The sequence below is a fragment of the Ancylobacter sonchi genome, assembly GCF_018390695.1.
GTDB classification, from domain to species: domain Bacteria; phylum Pseudomonadota; class Alphaproteobacteria; order Rhizobiales; family Xanthobacteraceae; genus Ancylobacter; species Ancylobacter sonchi.
Genome location: NZ_JAHBGF010000046.1, coordinates 444893 through 466342, shown reverse-complemented (window position 1 = coordinate 466342; position 21450 = coordinate 444893). Strand labels below are relative to the sequence as shown.

At 68.2% G+C, this 21450-nt stretch carries 20 protein-coding genes and 1 riboswitch; of the genes, 11 read left to right on the top strand and 9 right to left on the bottom strand.

Annotated features, from left to right (window positions below; genetic code table 11):
- The first annotated feature begins 1 nt into the window (after position 1).
- The 6 genes from KHC28_RS26320 to clcA all read left to right on the top strand — a co-directional run bounded on the left by KHC28_RS26320 (position 2) and on the right by clcA (position 6513).
- Positions 2-760 carry an ABC transporter permease gene (locus tag KHC28_RS26320; RefSeq protein WP_214011329.1) on the top strand — a complete coding sequence of 253 codons (759 nt, stop codon included), beginning with the start codon at positions 2-4 and terminating at the stop codon, positions 758-760.
- An 84-nt stretch (positions 761-844) separates the two neighbouring features.
- Positions 845-1747 carry a sensor domain-containing diguanylate cyclase gene (locus KHC28_RS26315; RefSeq protein ID WP_214011328.1) on the top strand — a complete coding sequence of 301 codons (903 nt, stop codon included), beginning with the start codon at positions 845-847 and terminating at the stop codon, positions 1745-1747.
- Positions 1744-2940, top strand: a complete 1197-nt coding sequence (locus KHC28_RS26310; RefSeq protein ID WP_214011327.1) for a winged helix-turn-helix domain-containing protein — start codon at positions 1744-1746, stop codon at positions 2938-2940. Before KHC28_RS26315 ends, KHC28_RS26310 begins: the two co-directional genes overlap by 4 nt.
- A 106-nt stretch (positions 2941-3046) precedes the next feature.
- Positions 3047-3676: a COG3904 family protein gene (locus KHC28_RS26305; RefSeq protein WP_214011326.1), complete on the top strand. Its 630-nt coding sequence runs from the start codon at positions 3047-3049 to the stop codon at positions 3674-3676.
- Between the two features lie 83 nt (positions 3677-3759).
- Positions 3760-3877: riboswitch (TPP riboswitch) on the top strand.
- A gap of 84 nt (positions 3878-3961) precedes the next feature.
- Positions 3962-4912, top strand: coding sequence for an ABC transporter substrate-binding protein (locus KHC28_RS26300; protein ID WP_214011325.1), 951 nt, complete (start codon positions 3962-3964; stop codon positions 4910-4912).
- A gap of 176 nt (positions 4913-5088) precedes the next feature.
- A complete protein-coding gene (gene clcA, locus KHC28_RS26295) occupies positions 5089-6513 on the top strand; it encodes a H(+)/Cl(-) exchange transporter ClcA (RefSeq protein WP_214011324.1) in 1425 nt (474 codons plus the stop codon).
- Between the two features lie 19 nt (positions 6514-6532).
- On the opposite strand, the gene KHC28_RS26290 is transcribed toward clcA, so the two are convergent.
- From KHC28_RS26290 to phnC, 5 genes are all read right to left on the bottom strand, one after another.
- The gene (locus tag KHC28_RS26290) at positions 6533-8281 is read right to left on the bottom strand and encodes an ABC transporter ATP-binding protein/permease (RefSeq protein WP_214011323.1); all 1749 of its coding nucleotides are present in this window, start codon (positions 8279-8281) and stop codon (positions 6533-6535) included.
- 299 nt (positions 8282-8580) lie between these two features.
- On the bottom strand, positions 8581-8787 hold the full coding sequence (locus KHC28_RS26285; protein ID WP_214011322.1) for a hypothetical protein: 207 nt from the start codon (positions 8785-8787) through the stop codon (positions 8581-8583).
- A gap of 258 nt (positions 8788-9045) precedes the next feature.
- The gene (gene phnE / locus KHC28_RS26280; protein ID WP_214011321.1) at positions 9046-9867 is read right to left on the bottom strand and encodes a phosphonate ABC transporter, permease protein PhnE; all 822 of its coding nucleotides are present in this window, start codon (positions 9865-9867) and stop codon (positions 9046-9048) included.
- Positions 9868-9963: 96 nt separating this feature from the next.
- Positions 9964-10965: a phosphonate ABC transporter substrate-binding protein gene (gene phnD, locus KHC28_RS26275; protein WP_214011320.1), complete on the bottom strand. Its 1002-nt coding sequence runs from the start codon at positions 10963-10965 to the stop codon at positions 9964-9966.
- A 14-nt stretch (positions 10966-10979) separates the two neighbouring features.
- Positions 10980-11816: a phosphonate ABC transporter ATP-binding protein gene (phnC, locus tag KHC28_RS26270; protein WP_214011319.1), complete on the bottom strand. Its 837-nt coding sequence runs from the start codon at positions 11814-11816 to the stop codon at positions 10980-10982.
- 136 nt (positions 11817-11952) lie between these two features.
- Between phnC and KHC28_RS26265 the strand changes: the two genes are divergently transcribed.
- On the top strand, positions 11953-12417 hold the full coding sequence (locus tag KHC28_RS26265) for a DUF6790 family protein (RefSeq protein WP_230361865.1): 465 nt from the start codon (positions 11953-11955) through the stop codon (positions 12415-12417).
- 5 nt (positions 12418-12422) lie between these two features.
- Here KHC28_RS26265 and KHC28_RS27625 read toward each other — a convergent pair whose 3' ends face one another.
- Together KHC28_RS27625 and KHC28_RS26255 are read right to left on the bottom strand one after the other, a co-directional pair.
- The gene (locus KHC28_RS27625) at positions 12423-13502 is read right to left on the bottom strand and encodes a hypothetical protein (protein WP_246565193.1); all 1080 of its coding nucleotides are present in this window, start codon (positions 13500-13502) and stop codon (positions 12423-12425) included.
- Positions 13503-13512: 10 nt separating this feature from the next.
- Complete coding sequence (locus KHC28_RS26255) at positions 13513-15174, bottom strand: electron transfer flavoprotein-ubiquinone oxidoreductase (protein WP_214011318.1); 1662 nt, start codon at positions 15172-15174, stop codon at positions 13513-13515.
- An 89-nt stretch (positions 15175-15263) separates the two neighbouring features.
- Between KHC28_RS26255 and KHC28_RS26250 the strand changes: the two genes are divergently transcribed.
- From KHC28_RS26250 to cydB, 3 genes are all read left to right on the top strand, one after another.
- On the top strand, positions 15264-16148 hold the full coding sequence (locus KHC28_RS26250) for a uracil-DNA glycosylase (RefSeq protein ID WP_214011317.1): 885 nt from the start codon (positions 15264-15266) through the stop codon (positions 16146-16148).
- 314 nt (positions 16149-16462) lie between these two features.
- Positions 16463-17875 (top strand): cytochrome ubiquinol oxidase subunit I, encoded by a 1413-nt coding sequence (locus KHC28_RS26245; RefSeq protein WP_214011509.1) that lies wholly within the window; start codon positions 16463-16465, stop codon positions 17873-17875.
- Between the two features lie 5 nt (positions 17876-17880).
- Positions 17881-18900 (top strand): cytochrome d ubiquinol oxidase subunit II, encoded by a 1020-nt coding sequence (gene cydB, locus KHC28_RS26240; protein ID WP_281419178.1) that lies wholly within the window; start codon positions 17881-17883, stop codon positions 18898-18900.
- A gap of 117 nt (positions 18901-19017) precedes the next feature.
- Here cydB and rnhB read toward each other — a convergent pair whose 3' ends face one another.
- Positions 19018-19662: a ribonuclease HII gene (gene rnhB / locus KHC28_RS26235; protein WP_376772800.1), complete on the bottom strand. Its 645-nt coding sequence runs from the start codon at positions 19660-19662 to the stop codon at positions 19018-19020.
- A 184-nt stretch (positions 19663-19846) separates the two neighbouring features.
- On the opposite strand from rnhB, the gene KHC28_RS26230 reads away from it, so the two are divergent.
- Complete coding sequence (locus KHC28_RS26230) at positions 19847-20470, top strand: MarC family protein (protein WP_214011315.1); 624 nt, start codon at positions 19847-19849, stop codon at positions 20468-20470.
- A 25-nt stretch (positions 20471-20495) separates the two neighbouring features.
- On the opposite strand, the gene KHC28_RS26225 is transcribed toward KHC28_RS26230, so the two are convergent.
- On the bottom strand, positions 20496-21377 hold the full coding sequence (locus tag KHC28_RS26225; RefSeq protein WP_214011314.1) for a dienelactone hydrolase family protein: 882 nt from the start codon (positions 21375-21377) through the stop codon (positions 20496-20498).
- Positions 21378-21450 lie beyond the last annotated feature (73 nt).

The following is a 21450-nucleotide window of genomic DNA, read 5'->3' as shown; positions in this document are numbered from 1 at the left end:
CATGGCCGGCCTCGCGCGCGCCTGCCTGATCGCCGCCCTGCTGCTGGGTCTCTGGGAGATCGCGGTGCGGCTCGCCGGCGTGCCGGCCTATATCCTGCCGGCCCCCTCGCGCATCGGCCTCGCGCTGTGGCTCAATCGCGGCGTGCTGTTCGACAATGCGCTGATCACGCTCGGCGAGATGCTACTCGGCCTTGCCTGCGGCGCCGCGCTGGGCATCGCCTGCGCGCTCGCCATGGCGACCTCGCCGGCGGTGCGGCGCGCCATGCGGCCGGTGCTGCTGGTGGCGCAGGCGCTGCCGGTGTTCGCCATCGCGCCGCTGCTGGTCATCTGGTTCGGCTTCGGCCTCGCCTCGAAGATCGTGATGGCCAGCCTGATCATCTTCTTCCCGGTCGCCTCGGCGTTTCACGACGGGCTGGCGCGCGCCGACCGGGGGCTGGTGGATCTCGGCCGCCTGTACGGCGCCGGCGACCTCGCTCTGCTGCGCTTCATCCGCGTGCCCGCCGCGCTGCCGGCGCTCGCCTCCGGCCTGCGCGTCGCCACCGCCGTCGCCCCGATCGGCGCGGTGGTCGGCGAATGGGTCGGCGCCTCGGCCGGGCTCGGCTATCTCATGATCTATTCCAACGCCCGCATGCAGACCGACATGGTGTTCGCGGCGCTCGCCATCCTCATGGCGGTGGCGCTGATCCTGTTCGCGCTGGTCGACCGCGCCCTCGCCCGGCTGGTGCCCTGGGCGCCGGAAACCGCCTCGGCACGCGAGTAGCGGGTAGCGGGTAGATCGACGCAGGCAGTGGACGGGTGGGGGCGAATGGGCGAGGCTGGCGTTCCGCCGGTCCTGTGAGGATCCATGATTCCACGCCAAGTCGTCTACGAAGCACTGGTGGACGTGTTCGAACTCTCGCCCGTCGCCATCTGCATTTCGACGGCCGAATACGTCTCCCGATACATCATGGCCAATCCGGCCTATCTCAATCTCATCGGCCGCAGCTGGGAGGAGATCGCCGACCAGCCAATGTATCTGGATACCGTCCGCAATCTCGACGACCCGAACCGGCTGCGCCGCCTGCACGAACTGGAAACGTCCGGCCTGTACCAGCTGGAGGAGGTCGATCTGCGGCATTCCTCCGGCCGCATCATCCCCACGCTGATCTCGACGCAGCGCCGCACCATCAACGGCCAGACGCTCGACATCGAGATCATCATCGACAATTCCGAGCGCAAGGCGTTCGAGCGCGGCATCCTGGAAGCGGCCTATACCGATGTGGTGACCGGGCTGCCCAACCGCGCCGCCTTCGACCACCGGCTGCGCAACCTCCTGGCGCAGTGGCACGTCGACCAGGGCGTCGCCCTCGCCTATATCGATCTGAACGGCTTCAAGTCGGTCAATGACCGCCACGGCCATCTGGTCGGCGACCGGGTGCTGCGGCATGTGGCGGAACGCCTGCGCGGCTTTGTCGATCCGCAGCGCTTCGCGGCGCGGATCGGCGGCGACGAGTTCGTTCTGCTCTCCACTTTCCCCCGCGACCACGCGCCGACCGCCGACGATCTGCACGCCTTCGCCGAGACCATCTGCACGCCGATGCCGGTGGATGATCGCCAGCTCGCCATCGGCGCCGCCATCGGGGTCGCCATGTGTATGACGGCCATCGACGCCGATGCGCTGCTGCGTCAGGCCGACACGCTGATGTACGCTGCCAAGGCGACCGGGCGGACCATCGCCGTCGATCTGGGATGGATCGACGGCGCATGAGCCTCAACCTGTCCAACCACGACGCGCGGCGCATCTTCCTCGCCAAGCAGGGCCTGTCCCGCCCCCCCGGCCGCGCGCTCGGCAAGGCCGGGCTGCTGGAACTCGTCCACGAGCTCGGCTTTGTGCAGGTGGACAGCATCGCCACGGTAGAGCGGGCGCATCACCACATTCTGTTCGCCCGCGCCCAGACCTATCGGCGCGAGCACCTCACCGCACTGGCGGAACGCGACGGCGAGCTGTTCGAGCACTGGACGCACGACGCCGCCATCATCCCCTCGGCGTTCTACGGCTACTGGAAGCACCGCTTCGCCCATGCGCGGGAAAACCTCGCCGAGCGCTGGCGAAGCTGGCACGAGAACGGCTTCGAGCAGTCGGTCGACCACGTGCTGGCGCGCATCACCACCGAGGGGCCGCTGATGGCCCGGCATTTCGAGGCGGAGGAGCGCACGCCCGGCGGCTGGTGGAACTGGCACCCAGCCAAGACGGCGCTGGAATATCTCTGGCGCACCGGCCGCCTCGCCATTGCCGGCCGCGACGGCTTCCAGAAGGTCTACGACCTGTCGGAGCGCGTCATCCCCGCCCGCCACTATGGCAGCGAGGTGACGCGCGAGGATTTCGTCGAGTGGGCCTGCGCCTCGGCGCTGGAACGGCTCGGCTTCGCCACCCATGGCGAGATCGCCGCCTTCTGGGACCTCGTCTCGCCGGAGGAGGCCCGTGCCTGGGTGGCGGTCAACCGCGAGCGGCTGGAAGAGGTCAGCCTCGTCACGGCGGATGGCGGAAGGCCCCGCGCGTCCTTCGCCTTCGCCGGCAGCGGCCCGGCGTTCGAGGCGCTGCCGGAACCGCCGGCACGGCTCAGGGTGCTCAGCCCGTTCGACCCGCTGCTGCGCGACCGCAACCGCGCCGAGCGGCTGTTCGGCTTCTCCTACCGCATCGAGGTGTTCGTGCCGGCGGAAAAGCGTGTGTACGGCTATTACGTCTTCCCGCTGATGGAAAGCGACCGGATGATCGGTCGCATCGACATGAAGGCCGACCGCAAGGCCGGCACGCTCGACGTGAAGAAGCTCTGGCTGGAACCGGGCGTGCGCGCCTCCGCCGGCCGGCTGGAGCGGCTCGACGGCGAACTCGCCCGCATGGCGCGCTTCGCCGGGGTCGAGAGCGTGCGCTATCTCGACGGCTGGCGGGAGAAGCCCTGAACGGCCTCCCGCTTCGTCCATCCGCGTATCTCATACGGCTTCGCTTCATTACCCTGCTGTGCCACGGTAGCCTGAGGCCGAATGATAGCGATGCCGGGGAGACGGGATGGGAAAGGCCGCGCTTGTTTGGACCTTGTGGTCTGCGCTGCTGGTCAGCACCCAGGCGGACACGAACCATGCCGAAGCGCTGGAGTTCAGCACGCATGCCAACACCTCGCCGCGCCTCACCGCCATACGGGCGGAGGGCTCCATACAGAACGGCGACACAACCCGGCTCCAGGTCTTTCTCGCCGCTCAGCCTCGCCGGCCGATCAGCGCCATCTATCTGAGCAGTCCCGGCGGCTCGCTCTACGAAGGGCTGAGACTGGGAAGGTATTTCAAGGACAATCGCATCAAGACCATCGTCGAGGGAGGAAGCATCTGCGCCAGCGCCTGCGCATTTGCGTTCCTTGGCGGCCACGACGAGAAGGGAAAGCCGTGGCGATCGAGTTCGGACAACAGCCAACTTGGCTTCCACGCCTTCTCGACACCCGGCCAGCCTTTGCGCAATGAAAATGAAACGCAACATACGGTGGCCGATCTGCTGGCCTACGGGCAGGAAATCGATGCGCCGCTGGATCTGCTTGTGGCGGCGTTCGCCACGCCCAGTGACCAGATGTATTGGCTCTCGCAGCTTGAAATCTGCCGGCTGGGCATCAAGCTCTGGAGCAATGAGCTCAAGCGCTTCCTCTGTTGAAGCGGTCCTTTTCCGAGCCGGAAACCGCCGAGGGCTGCTGCCGGCTAACCGATTGCCGTGGCATACCAGCTCTGCTAGGCTCCGTTCCGTCCGAGGGGTGTCCCGCCGGCCCGTTGGGTCGAAGGGGCTGAGATGGCGTCCGCCAGACCCTTAGAACCTGATCCGGGTCATGCCGGCGAAGGGACGGAACCACGGCGAGGTCATCTCCGTCACCGGCGGGGAATCCTGCGCCGGATTTCCCCCGAAAGCTCATGCGCCGGATCTCCGAAACGGGAGGAGATCCATATGTTCAAGACCTTTGCCGGACTGCTGGCCGCGTCCGCCATCGCCGTGTCGCTCGCCGCCGCCCCCGCAGCGGCGGCCGACAAGCTCACCGTGCTGCTCGACTGGTACGTGAACCCGGACCACGCGCCGCTGATCATCGCCAAGGAGAAGGGGTTCTTCGCGGCCCACGGCCTCGATGTCGAGCTCGTCGCGCCGGCCGACCCCTCCGCCCCGCCGCGCCTCGTCGCCGCCGGCCAGGCGGAAGTCGCGGTCAGCTACCAGCCGAACCTCTATCTGTCGGTCAAGGAAGGCCTGCCGCTGGTGCGCTTCGGCACGCTGGTCTCCACCCCACTGACCGCGCTGGTGGCGCTGAAGGACGGCCCGGTGAAGTCGCTCGCCGATCTGAAGGGCAAGACGGTCGGCTTCTCGGTGGCCGGCTTCGAGGACGCGCTGCTCGGCACCATGCTCGCCGATGCCGGGCTGAAGCCCTCCGACGTCACCATGGTGAACGTCAATTTCGCCCTGTCCCCCGCCCTCGTCTCCGGCAAGGTCGACGCGGTGATCGGCGCCTATCGCAATTTCGAGCTCACCCAGATCAAGCTCGAAGGCAAGGAGGGCGTCGCCTTCTTCCCCGAGGAACACGGCGTGCCGGTGTTCGACGAGCTGATCTACGTCACCCGCAAGGATCTCGTCGCCGATCCGCGCCTCAAGCGCTTCCTCGCTGCGGTGGAGGACGCCACCATCTATGTGCTCAACCACCCGGACGAGGCCTGGGGCGTGTTCGTCAAGGCCAACCCGAAGCTCGACGACGAGCTCAACCGCACCGCCTGGACCGACACGCTGCGCCGCTTCGCCCATGCGCCGGCGGCGCTCGATGCCGGCCGCTATGCCCGCTTCGGCACCTTCATGAAGGAGCACGGGCTGATCGACACGGTGGAGCCGGTCGCCACCTACGCGCCCGCCCTGCCCTGAGGCGGGTGGCTGCGCGCTCCGTCCTGCCGCGCGCGCAAGAACAGCGCGCGGCAGCGTCGGTCTGCGCCGCAAGTGCCTTGCCGAACCCGTAAATCCGCCGATTTGGTTCTTTCGGCCGTTGCCTCGCGATGCTACCCGTGCCGAGGGGCCGACAGCGCGGGGGCAGGGGAGACGAGATGGGCAATGGCGGTTATCACGCGGTAGCGATCGTCGTCGGCGTGGCGGTCGGCCTCGCCGGCGTCGCCTTCCATCTCGGCGTCGAGGAACTCACCGCGGCCTGGCCCGCCCTGCTGCGCGACACGCTCGGCCTGTCCGGCACGGCGCTCTACGTCGCAGCCGCCCTCGTCGCAGCCGCCATGGCGGTGGCCTCGCTGTTCCTGGTGCGCCGCTTCGCGCCGGAGGCCGGCGGCTCCGGCGTGCCGGAGATCGAGGGCGCGATGGAGGGCCTGCGCCAGGTGCGCTGGAAGCGCGTGCTGCCGGTGAAGTTCGTCGCCGGCCTGCTGTCGCTGTCCTCCGGCATGGTGCTCGGCCGCGAGGGGCCGACCATCCATATCGGCGCCTCCATCGCCAAGGCGGCGGCCGATGTGACGAAGATGTCTTCCGAGGACATGCGCGGCCTGCTCGCCGCCGGTGGCGCTGCCGGCCTCGCCGCCGCCTTCAACGCGCCGCTCGCCGCGGTGCTGTTCGTCATCGAGGAGACGCGGCGGCAGTTTCCCTACAGCGCCCGCACCTATGTCGGCGTCATCCTCGCCTCGCTCGCCAGCGCCATCGTCACCGAGCAGCTGACCGGCAACGTGCCCTATATGCTGTTGCCGGCTTCGGCGCTGCCGCACGGCATGCTGCCGGCGTTCCTGGCACTCGGCCTGCTGCTGGGTGCGGTCGGCGTCGGCTTCAACCGCACGCTGGTCTGGGCGCTGGACCATGTACGCAGCCTGGGCCTCGCCAGCTCGTTCTACCTGTTCCCGCTGCTCATCGGCCTGATCGTCGGGCCGCTGATGTTCCTGCTGCCGGAGGCGACGCAGGGCGGCGAGGTGCTCGCGGTGCAGCTGGCGACGGAGAACCGCCCGCTCGCGGTGCTGGCGGTCATCGTGCTCATCCGCTTCGTCATGACCATGGCGAGCTATTCCACCGGCGTCGCCGGCGGCATCTTCGCGCCGATCCTGGCGCTGGCCACCACCATCGGCCTCACCTTCGGCGCCGGACTGGAGACCTTGGTGGCTCTGCCCGAGAACACCCATGTCGCGCTCGCCATCGCCGCCATGGGCGGGCTGTTCGCCGCCACCATCGGCGCGCCGCTGGTCGGCATGGTGCTGGTGATGGAGCTCACCGGCGCCTATGGCATCCTGGTGCCGGTCATGCTCACCACCATCGTCTCCAACATGGTGGCGCAGCGGCTCGGCGGCCGGCCGATCTACGAGATCCTGCTGGAACGCACGCTGGCCATCGAGGCCGAGGGCCAGCCGGTCCCGCGGCGGCGATTCCGGCTGCGCCGGCCGCGCAGCGACCTCACCGGCATGGCAGCCGCCACCCTGCCCGCCGCTAATCTGCCGGCACCCGAGATCGCCGCCGCCGACGCGCCGGCCGCCAAGCCGGAGACCTGAGCGGGAAAGCGGCGGCTCCTCAGCCCGCCGCCACCAATTGCCCCACGCTTTCGAGCCGGGCCGGGCCGTCGGCGGTCGGCTCGAGCTCGAGATGGCGGCCATGCAGCGCATGCAGGCTGGAACGGTGGCCGATGGACAGGATCGCCACCCCCGGCAGCCGCTGACGCAGCACGTGATAGAGCGCCGCCTCGCCGGCTTCGTCGAGCGCCGAGGTCGCCTCGTCGAGCAGCAGCACGTCCGGCTTGATCAGCAGCGCGCGGGCGACGGCGAGCCGCTGCTGTTCGCCGCCCGACATCACCGAAGGCCACAGCGCCCGCTCGTCGAGCCGGCCGGCAAAGGCCGAGAGCCCGACCGCTTCCAGCACGTCGCGCAGCGCGGTGTCGTCATGCTCGGCGAGCGGATCGGGATAGGCGAGCGCACCGCGCAGCGTGCCGACCGGCAGATAGGGCCGCTGCGGCAGCACCAGCAGCCGCGCCTCCGGCGCCACCGACACCGTGCCCGAGCCATAGGGCCAGATGCCGGCAATGGCGCGCAGCAGCGTCGACTTGCCGGTGCCGGACGGCCCGGTCAGCAGCACGCTCTCGCCACGGCCGATAGTAACGCCGCCGGCGGTCAGCAGCGCCCGTCCGTCCGGGAGGCGCACCTCCATGTCATCGAGGGCGAGCATGGCGCCGCCGGTGGCCGGCCGGCGCAAATAGGCGACGGCGGCGGTCTCGGCGCGGGCCTGGGCGATGTGGTCCTCGAAGCCGATCAGACGGTCGACGACCGCCTTCCATTCGGCCAGCGTCGAATAGGCGTTGATGAAGAAGGAGAACGAGCCCTGCACCTGGCCGAAGGCGGAGGCGGTCTGCATCAGCTGGCCAAGCTGGATCGCGCCGGAGAAATAGGCCGGCGCCACCACGAGGAAGGGGAACACGTTCGACAGCTGGCCATAGCCGGCGGTGAACCAGGTCAGCCGCTTCTGGGCGATCATCAGGCCCCAGTAATTGTGCACGACATGCGAGAAGCGCTCCAGCAGGCGCGCCCGCTCCACCTTCTCGCCTTCCATCAGCGCGATCTGCTCGCCATTCTCGCGCACGCGCACCAGGTCGACGCGGTAGTCGGCCTCGAAGCGCTGCTGGTTGAAGTTCAGCAGCACCAGCACCCGGCCGATGAGGTGGGTGAGCCAGGTGCCGAACGCCGCATAGGCGAACGCCGCCCAGACCAGATAGCCGGGAATGTCGATCTCATAGCCGAACAGCGGCAGGTGGAAGTCGCCGGACAGGCCCCACAGGATCACCGCGAAGGAGGCCAGCGTCATCACCGCGTTGAGGATGCCGATGAACAGGCTGATGGTGGTGGCGATATAGGAGCGGATGTCCTCGGCGATACGCTGGTCGGGGTTGTCGGCCGTGTCGCCCTTGAGCCGCAGCCGGTAATGCGTCTGGTGGTCGAGCCAGGCCGAGAGGTACTTCTCGGTCATCCAGGTGCGCCAGCGGATCTCCAGCCATTGCCGGAGATAGATCTGGTAGACGGCGATGACGATCAGCACCGCGGCATAGAGGCCGAACAGCCAGAACTGGTGGACGAAGGCGGGATAATCCTTCTCCTGGATCGCGTTGTAGAACGCGTTGTTCCACTGGTTGAGCAGCACGGTGCCGTAGACCCAGCCGACCTCCAGCGCCACCACGGCGGCGAGCAGGATGCCGCCCCGCCATTTGTCCTCGCCGCGAAAATAGGGGGTCGACAGCCGCCAGACGTCGGAGAGGAGGCTCAATATCGCACGCACTTTATGTCTCCGGCCGGTGGGAACGGGCAACGCCACCGGCGCCGCGCGAAACAGGATATGCCGCAGCGAATGCCGCAAGTCATGCGGCAAGACTAGTGGAAGCAATCCCGGCGGGAGGATGGCGGAGACATTAAAGTTTGTTCAGGCCGCCTGACGCTGGGTCACGAACAGAACCCGGCGCCGGCGCGAATACGATACGTGAATACGGGGCGCACATACGACAAGGGCGGCGCCCTTCCGGGTGCCGCCCTGATGGTCGTTACCGCGATTGCGGAACGCCGCGTGTCACTGCGCGCGTATCACTGCGCCGGCTTGGCGGCTTTCGGGGCCTTGGAGGCGGGCGCCTGGGCCGGCTGCGCCGTGCCCTCCGGGGACTTCGTGACCTGATGGAACGTATCCCACCACGCCTTGCGCTCTTCCTTGCTGCGGCCGGAGGCGGAGGCGGCGGTGATGCCGGCCACGCCGATGCTGGCGATCACGGCGGCGACGACGAAAATGCGATTCATTTGGGCTCTTCTCCTAGTTGCGACATGTCGCGCGAGCGACATTGGCGTGCTTTCGGAGAAGGATTTATGTCGCTTACGATCAGATCGTAAGGGAACTTCACGCATGTCTGATCGGGCAAAAATGCAGGGAACCGGACGGTATCCCGTCACATGAGCCGCCGGTCCTGAAAGCCGCTGCGTCAGGCGCCGGGCGCCGGATTTGCCGCCGTTTTCGGGCGGAGGCACCGGCGCCGTTTTTCCTCAGATGAACCGCGTTCCTCAGATGAAGCGCTTGCGGATGTTCTGGCTGATCACGTCGAGCAGCGAGACGGTGACGATCACGATGATCAGGATCGCCGCGGCCTGCGAGTAGAGGAAGCCGCGCATGGTCTCGTTGAACACCATGCCGATGCCGCCGCCGCCGACGATGCCGAGCACGGTTGCCGAGCGCACATTGGATTCGAAGCGGTAGAGCGCATAGGAGATCCACAGCGGCAGCACCTGCGGCAGCACGCCATAGATCACTTCCTGTAGCCAGCTGCCGCCGGTGCCGCGAATGCCCTCGACCGGCGCCGGGTCTATCGCCTCGACCGCCTCGGAGAACAGCTTGGCGACCACGCCGGTGGTGTGGACGAACAGCGCCAGCACGCCGGCGAACGGGCCGAGGCCGACGGCGGCGATGAAGATCAGCGCGAAGACCAGCTCGTTGATGGCGCGGCAGGCGTCCATCACCCGGCGCACCGGGAAGGCGACCCAGCGCGGCACCACATTGTCGGCGCACAATATGCCGAAGGGAATGCCGACGATCACCGCCAGCAGGGTGCCCCACACCGCGATGGCGAGCGTCTCGACCATCGAGTTGAAATAGACGTCCCAGTCGGTGAAGTCCGGGCGCAGGAACTCGGAACCCAGCGTCGCCATGTTGCCGGCGTCGGCGACCAGCTGCGCCGGGTTCATTTCCGCTTCGTACCAGCAGAACACCAGCACCACCACCGCGGCGGCGGCGAGGACGAGGCGGGTCAGCTTGGTGGCGAGCGGCGTCACCGGCGGGGCCGGCAGCGCGGCAAGGGCGGAGCGATGGGCGGTGTCGGCGGCGAGCATGGGGTGTCCCTCTCAATCGAACGCCGTCCCCGGCGGACCGGAGACGGCGGCGCAGCCTCGGTGGAAGCCGGGCGGGGCCCGGCCTCCGGCAACACGTCACATGGCGGGCAGCTTCTTCTGCTGCGCGTCGAGCTCGGCGAGCTGGGCGTCGATCTTCTTCACCTCGGCGGCCTTCTCGTCAGCCGACAGCTTGTCGTTGTTCTGGGCCTTCACCTTGGCCTTGAACAGCTCGAGCTGGCGGATCGGGATCAGCTGCGCGTCGGAGGAGGCGAGGAACGGGCCCCAGCCATCGGAGGTCTTGGCCAGCACCGCGCGGGCGTGCTCGATCTCTTCCGGGGTGCCGTTGCGGCCATAGGTCATGAAGAAGGTGTAGATCTTGGCCTTCAGGTCGGCCGGCAGGTCCTTGCGCCACACGATCGGGTCGCCGGCGATCATCGGCGAGCGCCACACTTCCTTGATCTTCGCAGCTTCCGCCGGGCGGGTCTGCTGAAGGCGGGTCATGTTCTCGGTGTTGTTGGTGGCGAAGTCGACCTGCTTGTTGGCGACCGCGAGCAGATTGCCCTCATGGTTGCCGGTCACGACGCGCTTGTAGCACTTCTGCGGGTCGACATTGTTCAGCGCGAACACATAGTAGCCCGGCACCAGGAAGCCCGAGGTGGAGTTCGGGTCGCCATTGCCGAAATTGTAGCCCTTGGAGCAGTCGAGGATGTCTTTGAGGCCGTTGATGTCGCTGCGATCGACATTGGTGACGATCAGCGAGTAGTAGCCCGAGGAACCGTCCGGCTTGGCGGTCTTCACGAAGACCTCGCCATTGGCGCGGTCCACCGCTTCCATGGCCGACTTGTTGCCGTACCACGCCACGTCGACCTTCTTGAAGCGCATGCCCTCGATCACGCCGGCATAGTCGCCGACGAAGAACGGCTTCACCGGCACGCCGATCGCCTTCTCCATGTCCTTCAGGAGCGGCTCGAAGCTCTTGGCGAGGTTGGCGGAGGACTCGGTGGAGATGAAGCCGAAGTTCAGCTCCTTGACTTCCTGCGCCGCCAGCGGGGCGGTGAGGCCGGCCAGCACGAGGCCGGCGGCGAGAATGCGCTTCATGGTGTTCGCTCCTGTCAGGATACGGGTTCTGAAGAGACGGGCGCGAGCGGCTCGGCGGCGGACACCGCGAACTGGCTCGGCAGGATCAGTTCCTCGGCGCTGGCGCCGTAGAGCTCGGTAAGAAAAGCAGCGGTGATGCGCGAGGCCGGGCCGTCGAACACGACGCGGCCGGCATTCATGGCGACCACCCGGTCGAAATAGGCGGTGGCGTAGTCGACCTGATGCAGCGACACGACCAGCGCGATGCCGTGGTCGCGGCTCATGGTCACCAGCGTATCCATCACCCGCTTGGCGGATTTCGGGTCGAGCGAGGCGATCGGCTCGTCGGCGAGCACCAGCTTGGCGCCCTGCACCAGCGCGCGGGCGATGGCGACACGCTGCTGCTGGCCGCCGGAGAGTTCGCGCGCCTTCTTGGCGGCATGCTGGGCGATGCCGACCTCGGCCAGCGCGGCGAGCGCGGTACGCTTCTCGTCGGTGTTGAACAGGCCGAGCGTGCCACGCAGCCCGCTGATGCGGCCGAGCACGCCGACCAGCACATTGCTCATCACCGTCATCCGGCCGACCAGCGCGAATTGCTGGAAGACGAGGCCGATCTGCCGGCGGGCGCGCCGCACCTCGGAGGAAAGCTTGCCCTTGTCCTGCACGCCGACGCCGAAGGAGCGCACCGCGCCGCTGGTCGCGTCGGCCAAGGCGAGGCCGGAGGCGATGCGGATCAGGGTCGACTTGCCGGAGCCGGAAGCGCCGATCAGCGCCACCCGCTCGCCCGGCTCGATGCGCAGCGAGACATTGTCGACGGCACGCATCGCGCCCCACGTCTTGCTTACACGGTCGAGTTCCAGCGCTGCCGCCATCGATTGTCCTCGTCGGCCATCAGGGTCGAGGAGGGCGTATCGGCGGCGGGTGACGTCGGCATGAATATGTAGTTACAGTTCCGTGACATTCCGTCACGATCTTTCGCAACGTCATTCCACTCGCCGGGCCTCACCGATGATCTATTATGCCACGCTTCTGCTCACGATGGTCATCCTGCCCGTCGTCTCCATCGCCTCGGAGCTCGCCGGCAACGGCACGCTGATCGGCTTCTTCGCCATCGCGTCGAAATGGTTCGTGTTCTGGGCGGTCGGCGTACGCCTGCTGCTGGCGGGCATCGCCCAGCTGGTGAAGCCCGGCTTCACCGCCAGTTCCATCCTCGGCGTCGACGATGTGCGCGCGCATGTGCTGGTGCAGGAGCTCGGCTGCGCCAATCTCGCCATGGGCGCGGCGGGGCTCTTGTCGCTGCTGATCACCAGCTGGGTGTTCCCGGTCGCCTTCATCGGCGGCGCCTTCCTCGGCCTCGCCGGGCTCAATCACATGCGCCGGCCGGAGCGGAACTTCCGCGAGAACATGGCGATGGCCAGCGACCTCGTCGCCGCCTTCATCCTGTTCGCCGCCTTCATCATCGCGCAGTTCTAGCCGCCCTACCGCCGGCGGAACCCAACATAGCCGCCATCGGCGTCGTAGAGCACGTCATAGCCGTTGAGCAGGTGGAAGCTGGTGTTGACGAACACCCGCTCCGGCGACACCCGCAGATGGATCGCCTCCGGCGCCAGCGGTGAGTCGCCGCCCACCGTGAAGCGGTAGAGTTCGAAGCCGTCCTGCGCCGTGCCGGCGCGGATCGCCACCTCGGTTCCCGCCGGCAGCGTGCCCTCGGCGCCCGCCGCCTGCGCCGGCGACACCGTCATGAACATCGCCGAGACGCCGGTATCGACCAGCATCGTGCCGCAGGCCGCTGGCGTCGCGCCGTTGAGCGCGATGCAGGCCGGCGTCGCCTTCCAGTCCGATCCGTCGTCCTGGCGGTCGAGCTTGAGCGCGCGGAAATCGCCGCGCGTATTGCCGCCGGTCAGCCCGACATGCACGCCCTCCGGCGAGAGGATGTAGCCGCGCCGGCGAGCGCCTCCGTTTTCGACGCCCTCCCCGCCGGTCACCCGCAGCAGCGGGTTCTTGTCCGGCGTGCTCTGGCTCTGCCGGTCGGCCTCGCGGGCAAAGCCCACCCCGACCATGGCGATATGCTCGGGCATCTGCCGGGGCGTGCAGTCGCGGGCATAGTCGAGGCAGCGCAGCTCGGTCACCGCCAGCACCGGCATCGGCTCGGTGGTGACGGAGGCGCCCTCCTTGCCGGACAGCGTCACCGGCACCACCACCCATTGGCCGATCATCTGCCGGCCGGACGACGTGTAGGTCAGCTGTCCCGGCCCCTGGCTCGGCAGCTGGTCGAAGCCGGGAATATAGGCCGCGGCCACCACGATGCCGGTGGAGCCGGAATCGAGATCGGCCGACAGCCGCCGCTCGCTGCCGGGGAAGGACAGCCCGATACGCGGCACCCGGTCGATCTGGCCGCCCGGCTCGGCGTCGAGATAGCGCAGGAACAGCCCCTCGCGGAACGGCGCGTAGTCCGGCAGCCCGGCCGCCCAAGCCGCCGACATCGCGGCCGGCATCGCCATCGAGATCGCCACCATCGCGGCCAGCGCCCGCAGCGCCACCGTCACGCTTCCGCGCATGCCGTCGTCCTCACATATTGGGATAGTTCGGCCCGCCGCCGCCTTCCGGCGTCACCCAGGTGATGTTGCGGTTGGGATCCTTGATGTCGCAGGTCTTGCAGTGGACGCAGTTCTGCGCGTTGATCACGAAGACGTCGGCGCCGTCCTTCTCCACCCATTCATACACGCCCGCCGGGCAGTAGCGGTTGGACGGTCCGGCATAGACGTCGTGCTCGGAGGATTTCTGCAGCGCCATGTCCTTCACCTTGAGATGAACCGGCTGGTCCTCCTCATGGTTGGTGTTGGACAGAAACACCGAGGACAGCCGGTCGAACGACACCACGCCGTCCGGCTTGGGATAGGCGATCTTCTTCGAATCCTTGGCCGGCTTCAGCGTGTCGGAATCCGGCTTGCCGTGGCCGAGCGTGCCGAAGGGCGACCACTTCAAGAGCGTGTTCGCCCACATGTCGAGCCCGCCCAGCCCGATGCCGACATAGGTGCCGAACTTCGACCATAGCGGCTTGACGTTGCGCACCTTCCACAGGTCGGCGCCGATCTCGCCGGCGCGCCAGCCGGTCTCGTAGCCCTCCAGCACGTCCTGCGCCCGGCCGGCGGCGAGCGCGGCTGCGGCCTCCTCGGCGGCGAGGATGCCGGAGAGCACGGCATTGTGGCTGCCCTTGATGCGCGGCACGTTGACGAAGCCGGCGGCGCAGCCGATCAGCACCCCGCCGGGGAACACGGTGCGCGGCACCGACTGGTAGCCGCCCTCGGTGATCGCCCGCGCGCCATAGGAGAGCCGCTTGCCGCCCTCCAGCTGCTCGCGGATCAACGGGTGAGTCTTGAAGCGCTGGAATTCCTCGAAGGGCGACAGATACGGGTTGGTGTAGTTGAGGTGGACGACGAAGCCGACCACCGCCTGCCCATCCTCCAGGTGATAGAGGAAGGAGCCGCCGCCGGTGGAGCCGTCGAGCGGCCAGCCGAAGGAGTGCTGCACCAGCCCCGGCTTGTGCTTGGCCGGATCGAGCTGCCACAGCTCCTTCAGCCCGAGGCCGAATTTCGGCGGCTCGCGGCCCTCGTCGAGCTTGAAGCGGGCGATGAGCTGCTTGGAGAGCGAGCCGCGCGCGCCCTCGGCGAACAGCGTGTACTTGCCGCGCAGCTCCATGCCGCGCGCGAAGTTCGGGCCGGGCTCGCCGTCGCGGCCGATGCCCATGTCGCCGGTCGCAATGCCGGTCACGGCGCCGTTCTCGTCGAACAGCAGTTCGGCGGCGGCGAAGCCGGGATAGATCTCGACGCCGAGCGCCTCGGCCTTGCCGGCCAGCCACCGGCAGACATTGCCGAGCGAGCCGACATAATTGCCGTGATTGTTCATCAAAGGCGGCATAAGCCCGTTGGGCAGCCGCAGCGATCCGGCGGGGCCGAGCAAATAGAAGCGGTCCTCGGTAACGGGCGTCTTCAGCGGCGCGTCGGCCTCCTCGCGCCAGTCCGGGAAGAGCCGGTCGAGGCCGACGGGGTCGATCACCGCGCCGGACAGGATGTGTGCGCCGACCTCCGAACCCTTCTCGACGACGACCACGGACAGGTTCTCGTCGAGCTGCTTCAGGCGGATCGCCGCGGCGAGGCCCGCCGGCCCGCCGCCGACCACCACCACGTCGTAATCCATGCCCTCGCGTTCGGGCAGCTCGGCGGCATTCATGTCACTCTCCGGCACGCAATCTATTGTCTGGACTTCTTCCATGCTTGCGCCGGCCTGACAATCACCGCCGCGACGCGATAGAATGGGATATGGACCTTTCCCCCGATCCGCGCGACGTCGATCCGCGCGCCGCGCTTGCCGATCTCATGGCCTTCTACGCCGAGGCCGGGGTCGATGCCGGCATCGGCGACGCCCCGGTCGACCGATTCGCCGAGAGCGCCGCCGAACGCAGCACCGCGCGCACGGCCATCCGGCCGGCCGCTGCTTCTTCTTCCGCCGAGCCCGGCGCGCCGTCCGCGAGGCGGGAGGCCGCGCGCGCCCCGGCCCTGCCGCCGCTCGCCGCCGCGCCGCCCCCGCCGGACCGGGCCGCCGCCGATGCCCGCGAGGCCGCCGCCTCCGCACCTGACCTCGACGCGCTGCGCGGCCTGCTGGAGCGCTTCGACGGCTGCCCGCTGAAGCTCACCGCCACCCGTCTCGTCTTCGCCGACGGCAACCCGCAGGCGCGGCTGATGCTGGTGGGCGAAGCGCCCGGCCGCGACGAGGACATCGAGGGCAAGCCCTTCGTCGGCCGCTCCGGCAAGCTGCTCGACCGCATGCTCGCCGCCATCGGCATCGACCGCACGCAGGCCTACATCGCCAATGTCGTGCCGTGGCGCCCGCCCGGCAACCGCACGCCGACGCCGCAGGAAACCGCCATCTGCCTGCCCTTCATCCGCCGGCAGATCGAGCTCGCCAACCCCGACGTGCTGGTCTGCCTCGGCGGCCCCTCGGCGCAGACTCTGCTCGGCATCAAGGACGGCATCACCAAGGCGCGCGGCCGCTGGATGGAATACGACACCGGCACGCGGCGCATACAGGCGCTCGCCACCTTCCATCCGGCCTATCTTTTGCGCACGCCGCTCGGCAAGCGCATGGTCTGGCGCGACCTGCTGGCCATCGAGCGCAAGCTCGCCGAGCCGCCATCCGCCGGCTGACGCGGCGCCACTCCACGTCCCCGCCGTGGAAGGACCGCGCGAGGGACTTCAGTCCCGACCACGTCCCTCCCCGATCCGCTTGGCGGACCGCATCCATACCGCTGGCGGAGCGCGTTACCGTCCGACGTCGAGGGAAAGGGTTGAGACGAGGCCTTCCCGAAGAACGGGGTCCGGCTGCCGCGCCACGCCCGATCGCCTGATCCATGTCATCGCCGCGTCGGCGTCACGGACTTAAGACCAGTTCCATTCTGCACGGCAACCGCGTAGTGTTTCCCTAGCGGCGCACCACCGCCGCATCGGATAGGGGCATGCCGATGGAATTCGATCCCGTTCTGCTGGCTCGCATTCAATTCGCCTTCACCGTCTCCTTCCACATCATCTTTCCCAGCTTCACCATCGGCCTCGCGGCCTATATCGCCACGCTGGAAGTGTTGTGGATCACCACGGGTCGCGAGCACTTCCACCGCATCGCCCGCTTCTTCACCAAGATCTTCGCCGTCTCCTTCGGCATGGGCGTGGTGTCGGGCATCGTGCTGTCCTACCAGTTCGGCACGAACTGGAGCCGTTTCTCCCACGTCGTCGGCAACGTCGTCGGACCGATGATCGGCTATGAGGTGCTGACGGCCTTCTTCCTGGAGGCCACCTTCCTCGGCATCATGCTGTTCGGCTGGAACCGGGTGCCGAAGGGGCTGCACGTCTTCGCCTCCATCGCGGTGGCGGCGGGCACCAGCCTCTCGGCGTTCTGGATCCTGTCGGCCAATAGCTGGATGCAGACCCCGGCCGGCCATGAGGTCATCGACGGCATCGCCTATCCGGTCGACTGGCTGGCCGCGATCTTCAATCCGAGCTTCCCCTACCGCTTCATGCACATGGTGACGGCCTGCTACCTCACCACCGCGCTGGTGGTGCTGGCGATCGGCGCCCGCTACGTCTATGCCGGGAAATACCCGCAGGACGGGCGCACCATGATGCGCATGGCCATCGGCCTCATCGCCATCCTCGCGCCGATCCAGGCCTATATTGGCGACGCGCACGGCCTCAACACGCTGCAGCACCAGCCGGCCAAGATCGCCGCGGTCGAGGCGAACTGGGGCGGCCACCCGCCGGGAGCCGGCGTGCCGCTGGTGCTGTTCGCCATTCCCAACGAGAAGACCGAGAGCAACGACTTCGAGATCGCCATTCCGCATCTCGGCAGCCTCATCCTCACCCATAGCTGGACGGACGACTTCGCCAGCCTGAAGGACTTCCCGCCGCAGGACCGGCCGCCGCTGCTGGTGCCGTTCTTCGCCTTCCGCATCATGGTCGGGCTCGGCGTGCTGATGATCGCGCTCGGCTGGGTCGGCGCCTTCCTGCTGTGGCGGCGCCGGCTGTTCGAGACCGACTGGTATGTCTGGCCGACCCAGTTCGTCTGGCCGGTCGGCTTCATCACCGTGCTGTCCGGCTGGTTCGTCACCGAGGTCGGGCGCCAGCCCTGGGTCGCCACCGGCATATTGCGCACCGCCGACGCCATCTCGCCGGTCGAGGGCTGGGCGGTGTTCGTCACCCTGGTGCTGTTCGTCATCGTCTACGGCATCGTGTTCTCCGGCGGCATCTACTACATCAACCGGCTGATCGTGCGCGGCCCCACCGGCGCCTCCATCGAGCCGCCGGACGACGGCCTGCCGAGCCAGCCGCTCTCCGGCGCCCGCCAGGCGGCGCGCGCCGCCATCCAGCAACCCGGGGAGTGAGCACCATGATCAGCCTCGGCATGGAATACTACCTGCCCGTCATCTGGGCACTGCTGCTGGCGGTCGCGATCGCCCTGTACGTGATCCTCGACGGCTTCGACCTCGGCATCGGCATCCTGTTCCCCTTCGCCCGCAGCGAGGTGGAGAAGGACCAGATGATGAACTCGGTCGCCCCGTTCTGGGACGGCAACGAGACCTGGCTGATCCTCGGCGGCGGCGGGCTTTTGGTCGCCTTCCCGCTCGCCTATTCGATCCTGATGCCGGCGCTCTATCTGCCGGTGATCTTCATGCTGCTGGCGCTGGTGTTCCGCGGCGTCGCCTTCGAGTTCCGCCACGTCGCCGACACCAGCCGCTTCCTGTGGAACGTCGCCTTCGCCGGCGGCTCGACGCTCGCCGCCTTCTTCCAGGGCGTGCTGCTCGGCGGTTTCGTGCAGGGCATGAAGGTGGAGAACAACGCCTTCGCCGGCGGCCCGCTGGACTGGGCGACGCCCTTCGCGCTCATCTGCGGCCTCGGCGTCACCGCCGGCTACGCGCTGATCGGCGCGGTCTGGCTGATCCTCAAGACCGACGGCGCCGCCCAAGCCCGCGCCCGTGCCCATGCCCGCTGGCTGCTGCCGCTGGTGCTGGTGTTCATGGGGATCGTCAGCCTGTGGACGCCGATCGCCTTCCCGCGCATCGCCGACCGCTGGTTCTCGCTGCCGAACCTCTATTACCTCGCGCCGATCCCGCTGGTGACGCTGCTGCTGGCCGGCTTCGTCTGGCGCTGGCTGGAGCGCGGCCACGAGCACCTGCCGTTCCTCGGGGTGATCGGGCTGTTCCTGCTCGGCTATATCGGCATCGGCGTGTCGATCTTCCCGCATCTGGTGCCGCCGGTGCTCACCGTGTGGCAGACCGCGGCGGCGCCGGCGAGCCAGGTGTTCATGCTCATCGGCACGGTGTTCATGCTGCCGCTGATCCTCGGCTATGTCGGCTTCGTCTACTGGACCTTCCGCGGCAAGGTACGCGCCGGCGAGGGCTACCACTAGAGCGCATTTTCGAGCGAAGCGGGTACCGGTTCGCGTGAATAAAATGCGAATCTACAAAGGCTTAGAGAAATTCAGGTGAACTGGAATTCACCGGAATTGCTCTAGCGCCGGCCCTGCCTACTCCGCCGCCGCCCGCGCCAGCCGCTGGCGGATCGGCGCGAAGGAGGCGCGGTGGTGGCGGCACACGCCGAGCCGCTCCAGCGCCGCGCCATGCTCGGCGGTCCCGTAGCCCATGTGCCGCTCAAAGCCGTAGCCGGGATGCACCCGGCCCAGTTCGCCCATCAGCCGGTCGCGCGTCACCTTGGCGACGATGGAGGCGGCGGCGATCGAAGCGATGAGCCCGTCGCCGCCGATGATCGCCCGCGCGGCGCAGCCGACCGGCGGCACGTCATTGCCGTCCACTAGCAGCAGGCGCGGCGCGCGCGGCAGCCCCTGCGCCGCCCGCGCCAGCGCCCAAAGCGTCGCCTGGCGGATATTGGTGGCGTCGATGCGCGCCGGCGGGGCGAAGGCGACCGACACTTCCGCCGTCTCGCAGATGATCTCGTACAGCGCCTCGCGCTTCGCCGCCGTCAACTTCTTGGAATCGTTGAGCCCGGCGGGCACACGCTCGGGATCGAGGATCACCGCCGCCGCCACCACCGGCCCGGCCCAAGGGCCGCGCCCGACCTCGTCGGCGCCGGCGACCGGCACCTCGCCTGCCATCCAGGCGGCGGTCTCGTGGGCGAAATCGGGACCGGAACGGGCAAGCGGGCGCGGCGGCATTTTTGAGGACGATTCCCTGACGACGGATTGTGCGGCGACCATGCGTCTCTATGCTGCCGGAAGCAACGCCCGCAGCGCGCCTTCGTGTCGCCACAGGCGCAGCATGTGGATGGCAAGCCGGATCGCGAGAAAGCTCGGCCCGATGGGGGACGAGGCCTCGCGACGGATTTGTGCGGGCAAAGCGATGAACTGGTCGGAACGCCTACAGGAATTCGTCACCTTCTGGGTCGTCATCGACCCGATCGGCACCTTGCCGGTCTTCCTGGCCGTCACCGCCGGGCTGGAACCGGCGGCGCGGAAGAAGGCGGCGATACTGGCGGTGATCATCGCCTTCTTCGTGCTGGTGTTCTTCGCGCTGGCCGGCCACTGGCTGCTCGACGCCATGGACGTCTCCATCGCGTCGTTCCAGATCGCCGGCGGCATCGTGCTGTTCCTGTTCGCGCTCAGCATGATCCATGGCGGCCACGCCCAGAACGCGCATCCCGAGATCGACACCAACCCGATGGACCTTGCAGTCTATCCGCTGGCCATCCCCTCCATCGCCGGGCCTGGGGCGATGCTGGCGGCGGTGGTGCTGTCGGACGATGCACGCCACGACTTCGCCGACCGCATGTTCACCCTCGGGACCATGAGCCTCGTGCTCATGGTCTCGCTGGTGCTGCTGCTCTGCGCCGGCTTCCTGTCGCGGCTGATCGGGCGCGGCGGCGGCTCGATCATCTCGCGGGTGATGGGCATGATCCTCGCCGCGATGGCGATCGACCTCATCCTCAGCGCCGCCGCCGGCTGGCTGCACCTGCCGCCGATCTGAGCGCCGGGATCCGGGGCCGTGTCGCTCAGGTCTCCACCGGCGGCGGCGCACCGAGGTGCTTGGCCAGGAAGGCGCCGGTGCGGCTCCAGGCCAGCGCGGCCGCCTTCGGGTCGTAGCGCGTCGGATTGACGTCATTGTTGAAGGCGTGGTTGGCGCCTTCATAGACATAGATCGTGTAGTCCTTGCCGGCCTTCTTGAGCGCCTCCTCATAGGCGGGGATGCCCTCGTTGATGCGGGTATCCAGCCCGCCATATTGCAGCAGCAGCGCTGCCTTGATGTCCGGCACCTTGTCGAGCGGCGGCTGCGCGCCGTAATAGGCGACGCCGGCTTTGAGCTGCGGGCTCGCCTCCGCGAGCAGGTTGACCATGCCGCCGCCCCAGCAGAAGCCGACCGCCCCCACCGATCCGGTCGAGGCCTCGTGGCGGGCGAGGAAGGCCACCGCGTCGACGGCGCGCGCCAGCGTGGCCGGACGGTCGAGCGCGGCGATCATGTCGCGCGCCTTGTCCTCGTCGGCCGGGGTGCCGCCGTCGACCGAGAGCAGATCGATGCCGAAGGCGAGATAGCCCTCCAGCGCCAGGCGGCGAGTGATGTCCTTGATATGCGGGTTGAGGCCGCGATTCTCGTGGATCACCAGCACCGCCGGCCGCTTGGCGTCGATGCGCCTGGCGCGGACGAGATAGCCGCTGACATTCTTGCCGCCGGAGAGGAAGCTCGCGGTGGAGATATCGAGCCGTACATCGTCCTCCGCCACCACGGCGGCGCGGGCATAGTCGTTGGACAGCAGCGGCAGCATGGCGCCCGCCGCCGCGACCGATCCGGCGAGCGTGATCAGCCGGTCCATGAAGTCCCGCCGGCCGATCTGGCCGTGGGTGAAGCGGTCGTAGAGATCGATGATGCGCTGGTCCATTGGCGTCCCTCCCGAGGAGGCGGCAGGGTGGACCGGATCACGATCTTGCGCACATCAGAAATCGGCGAGCGGA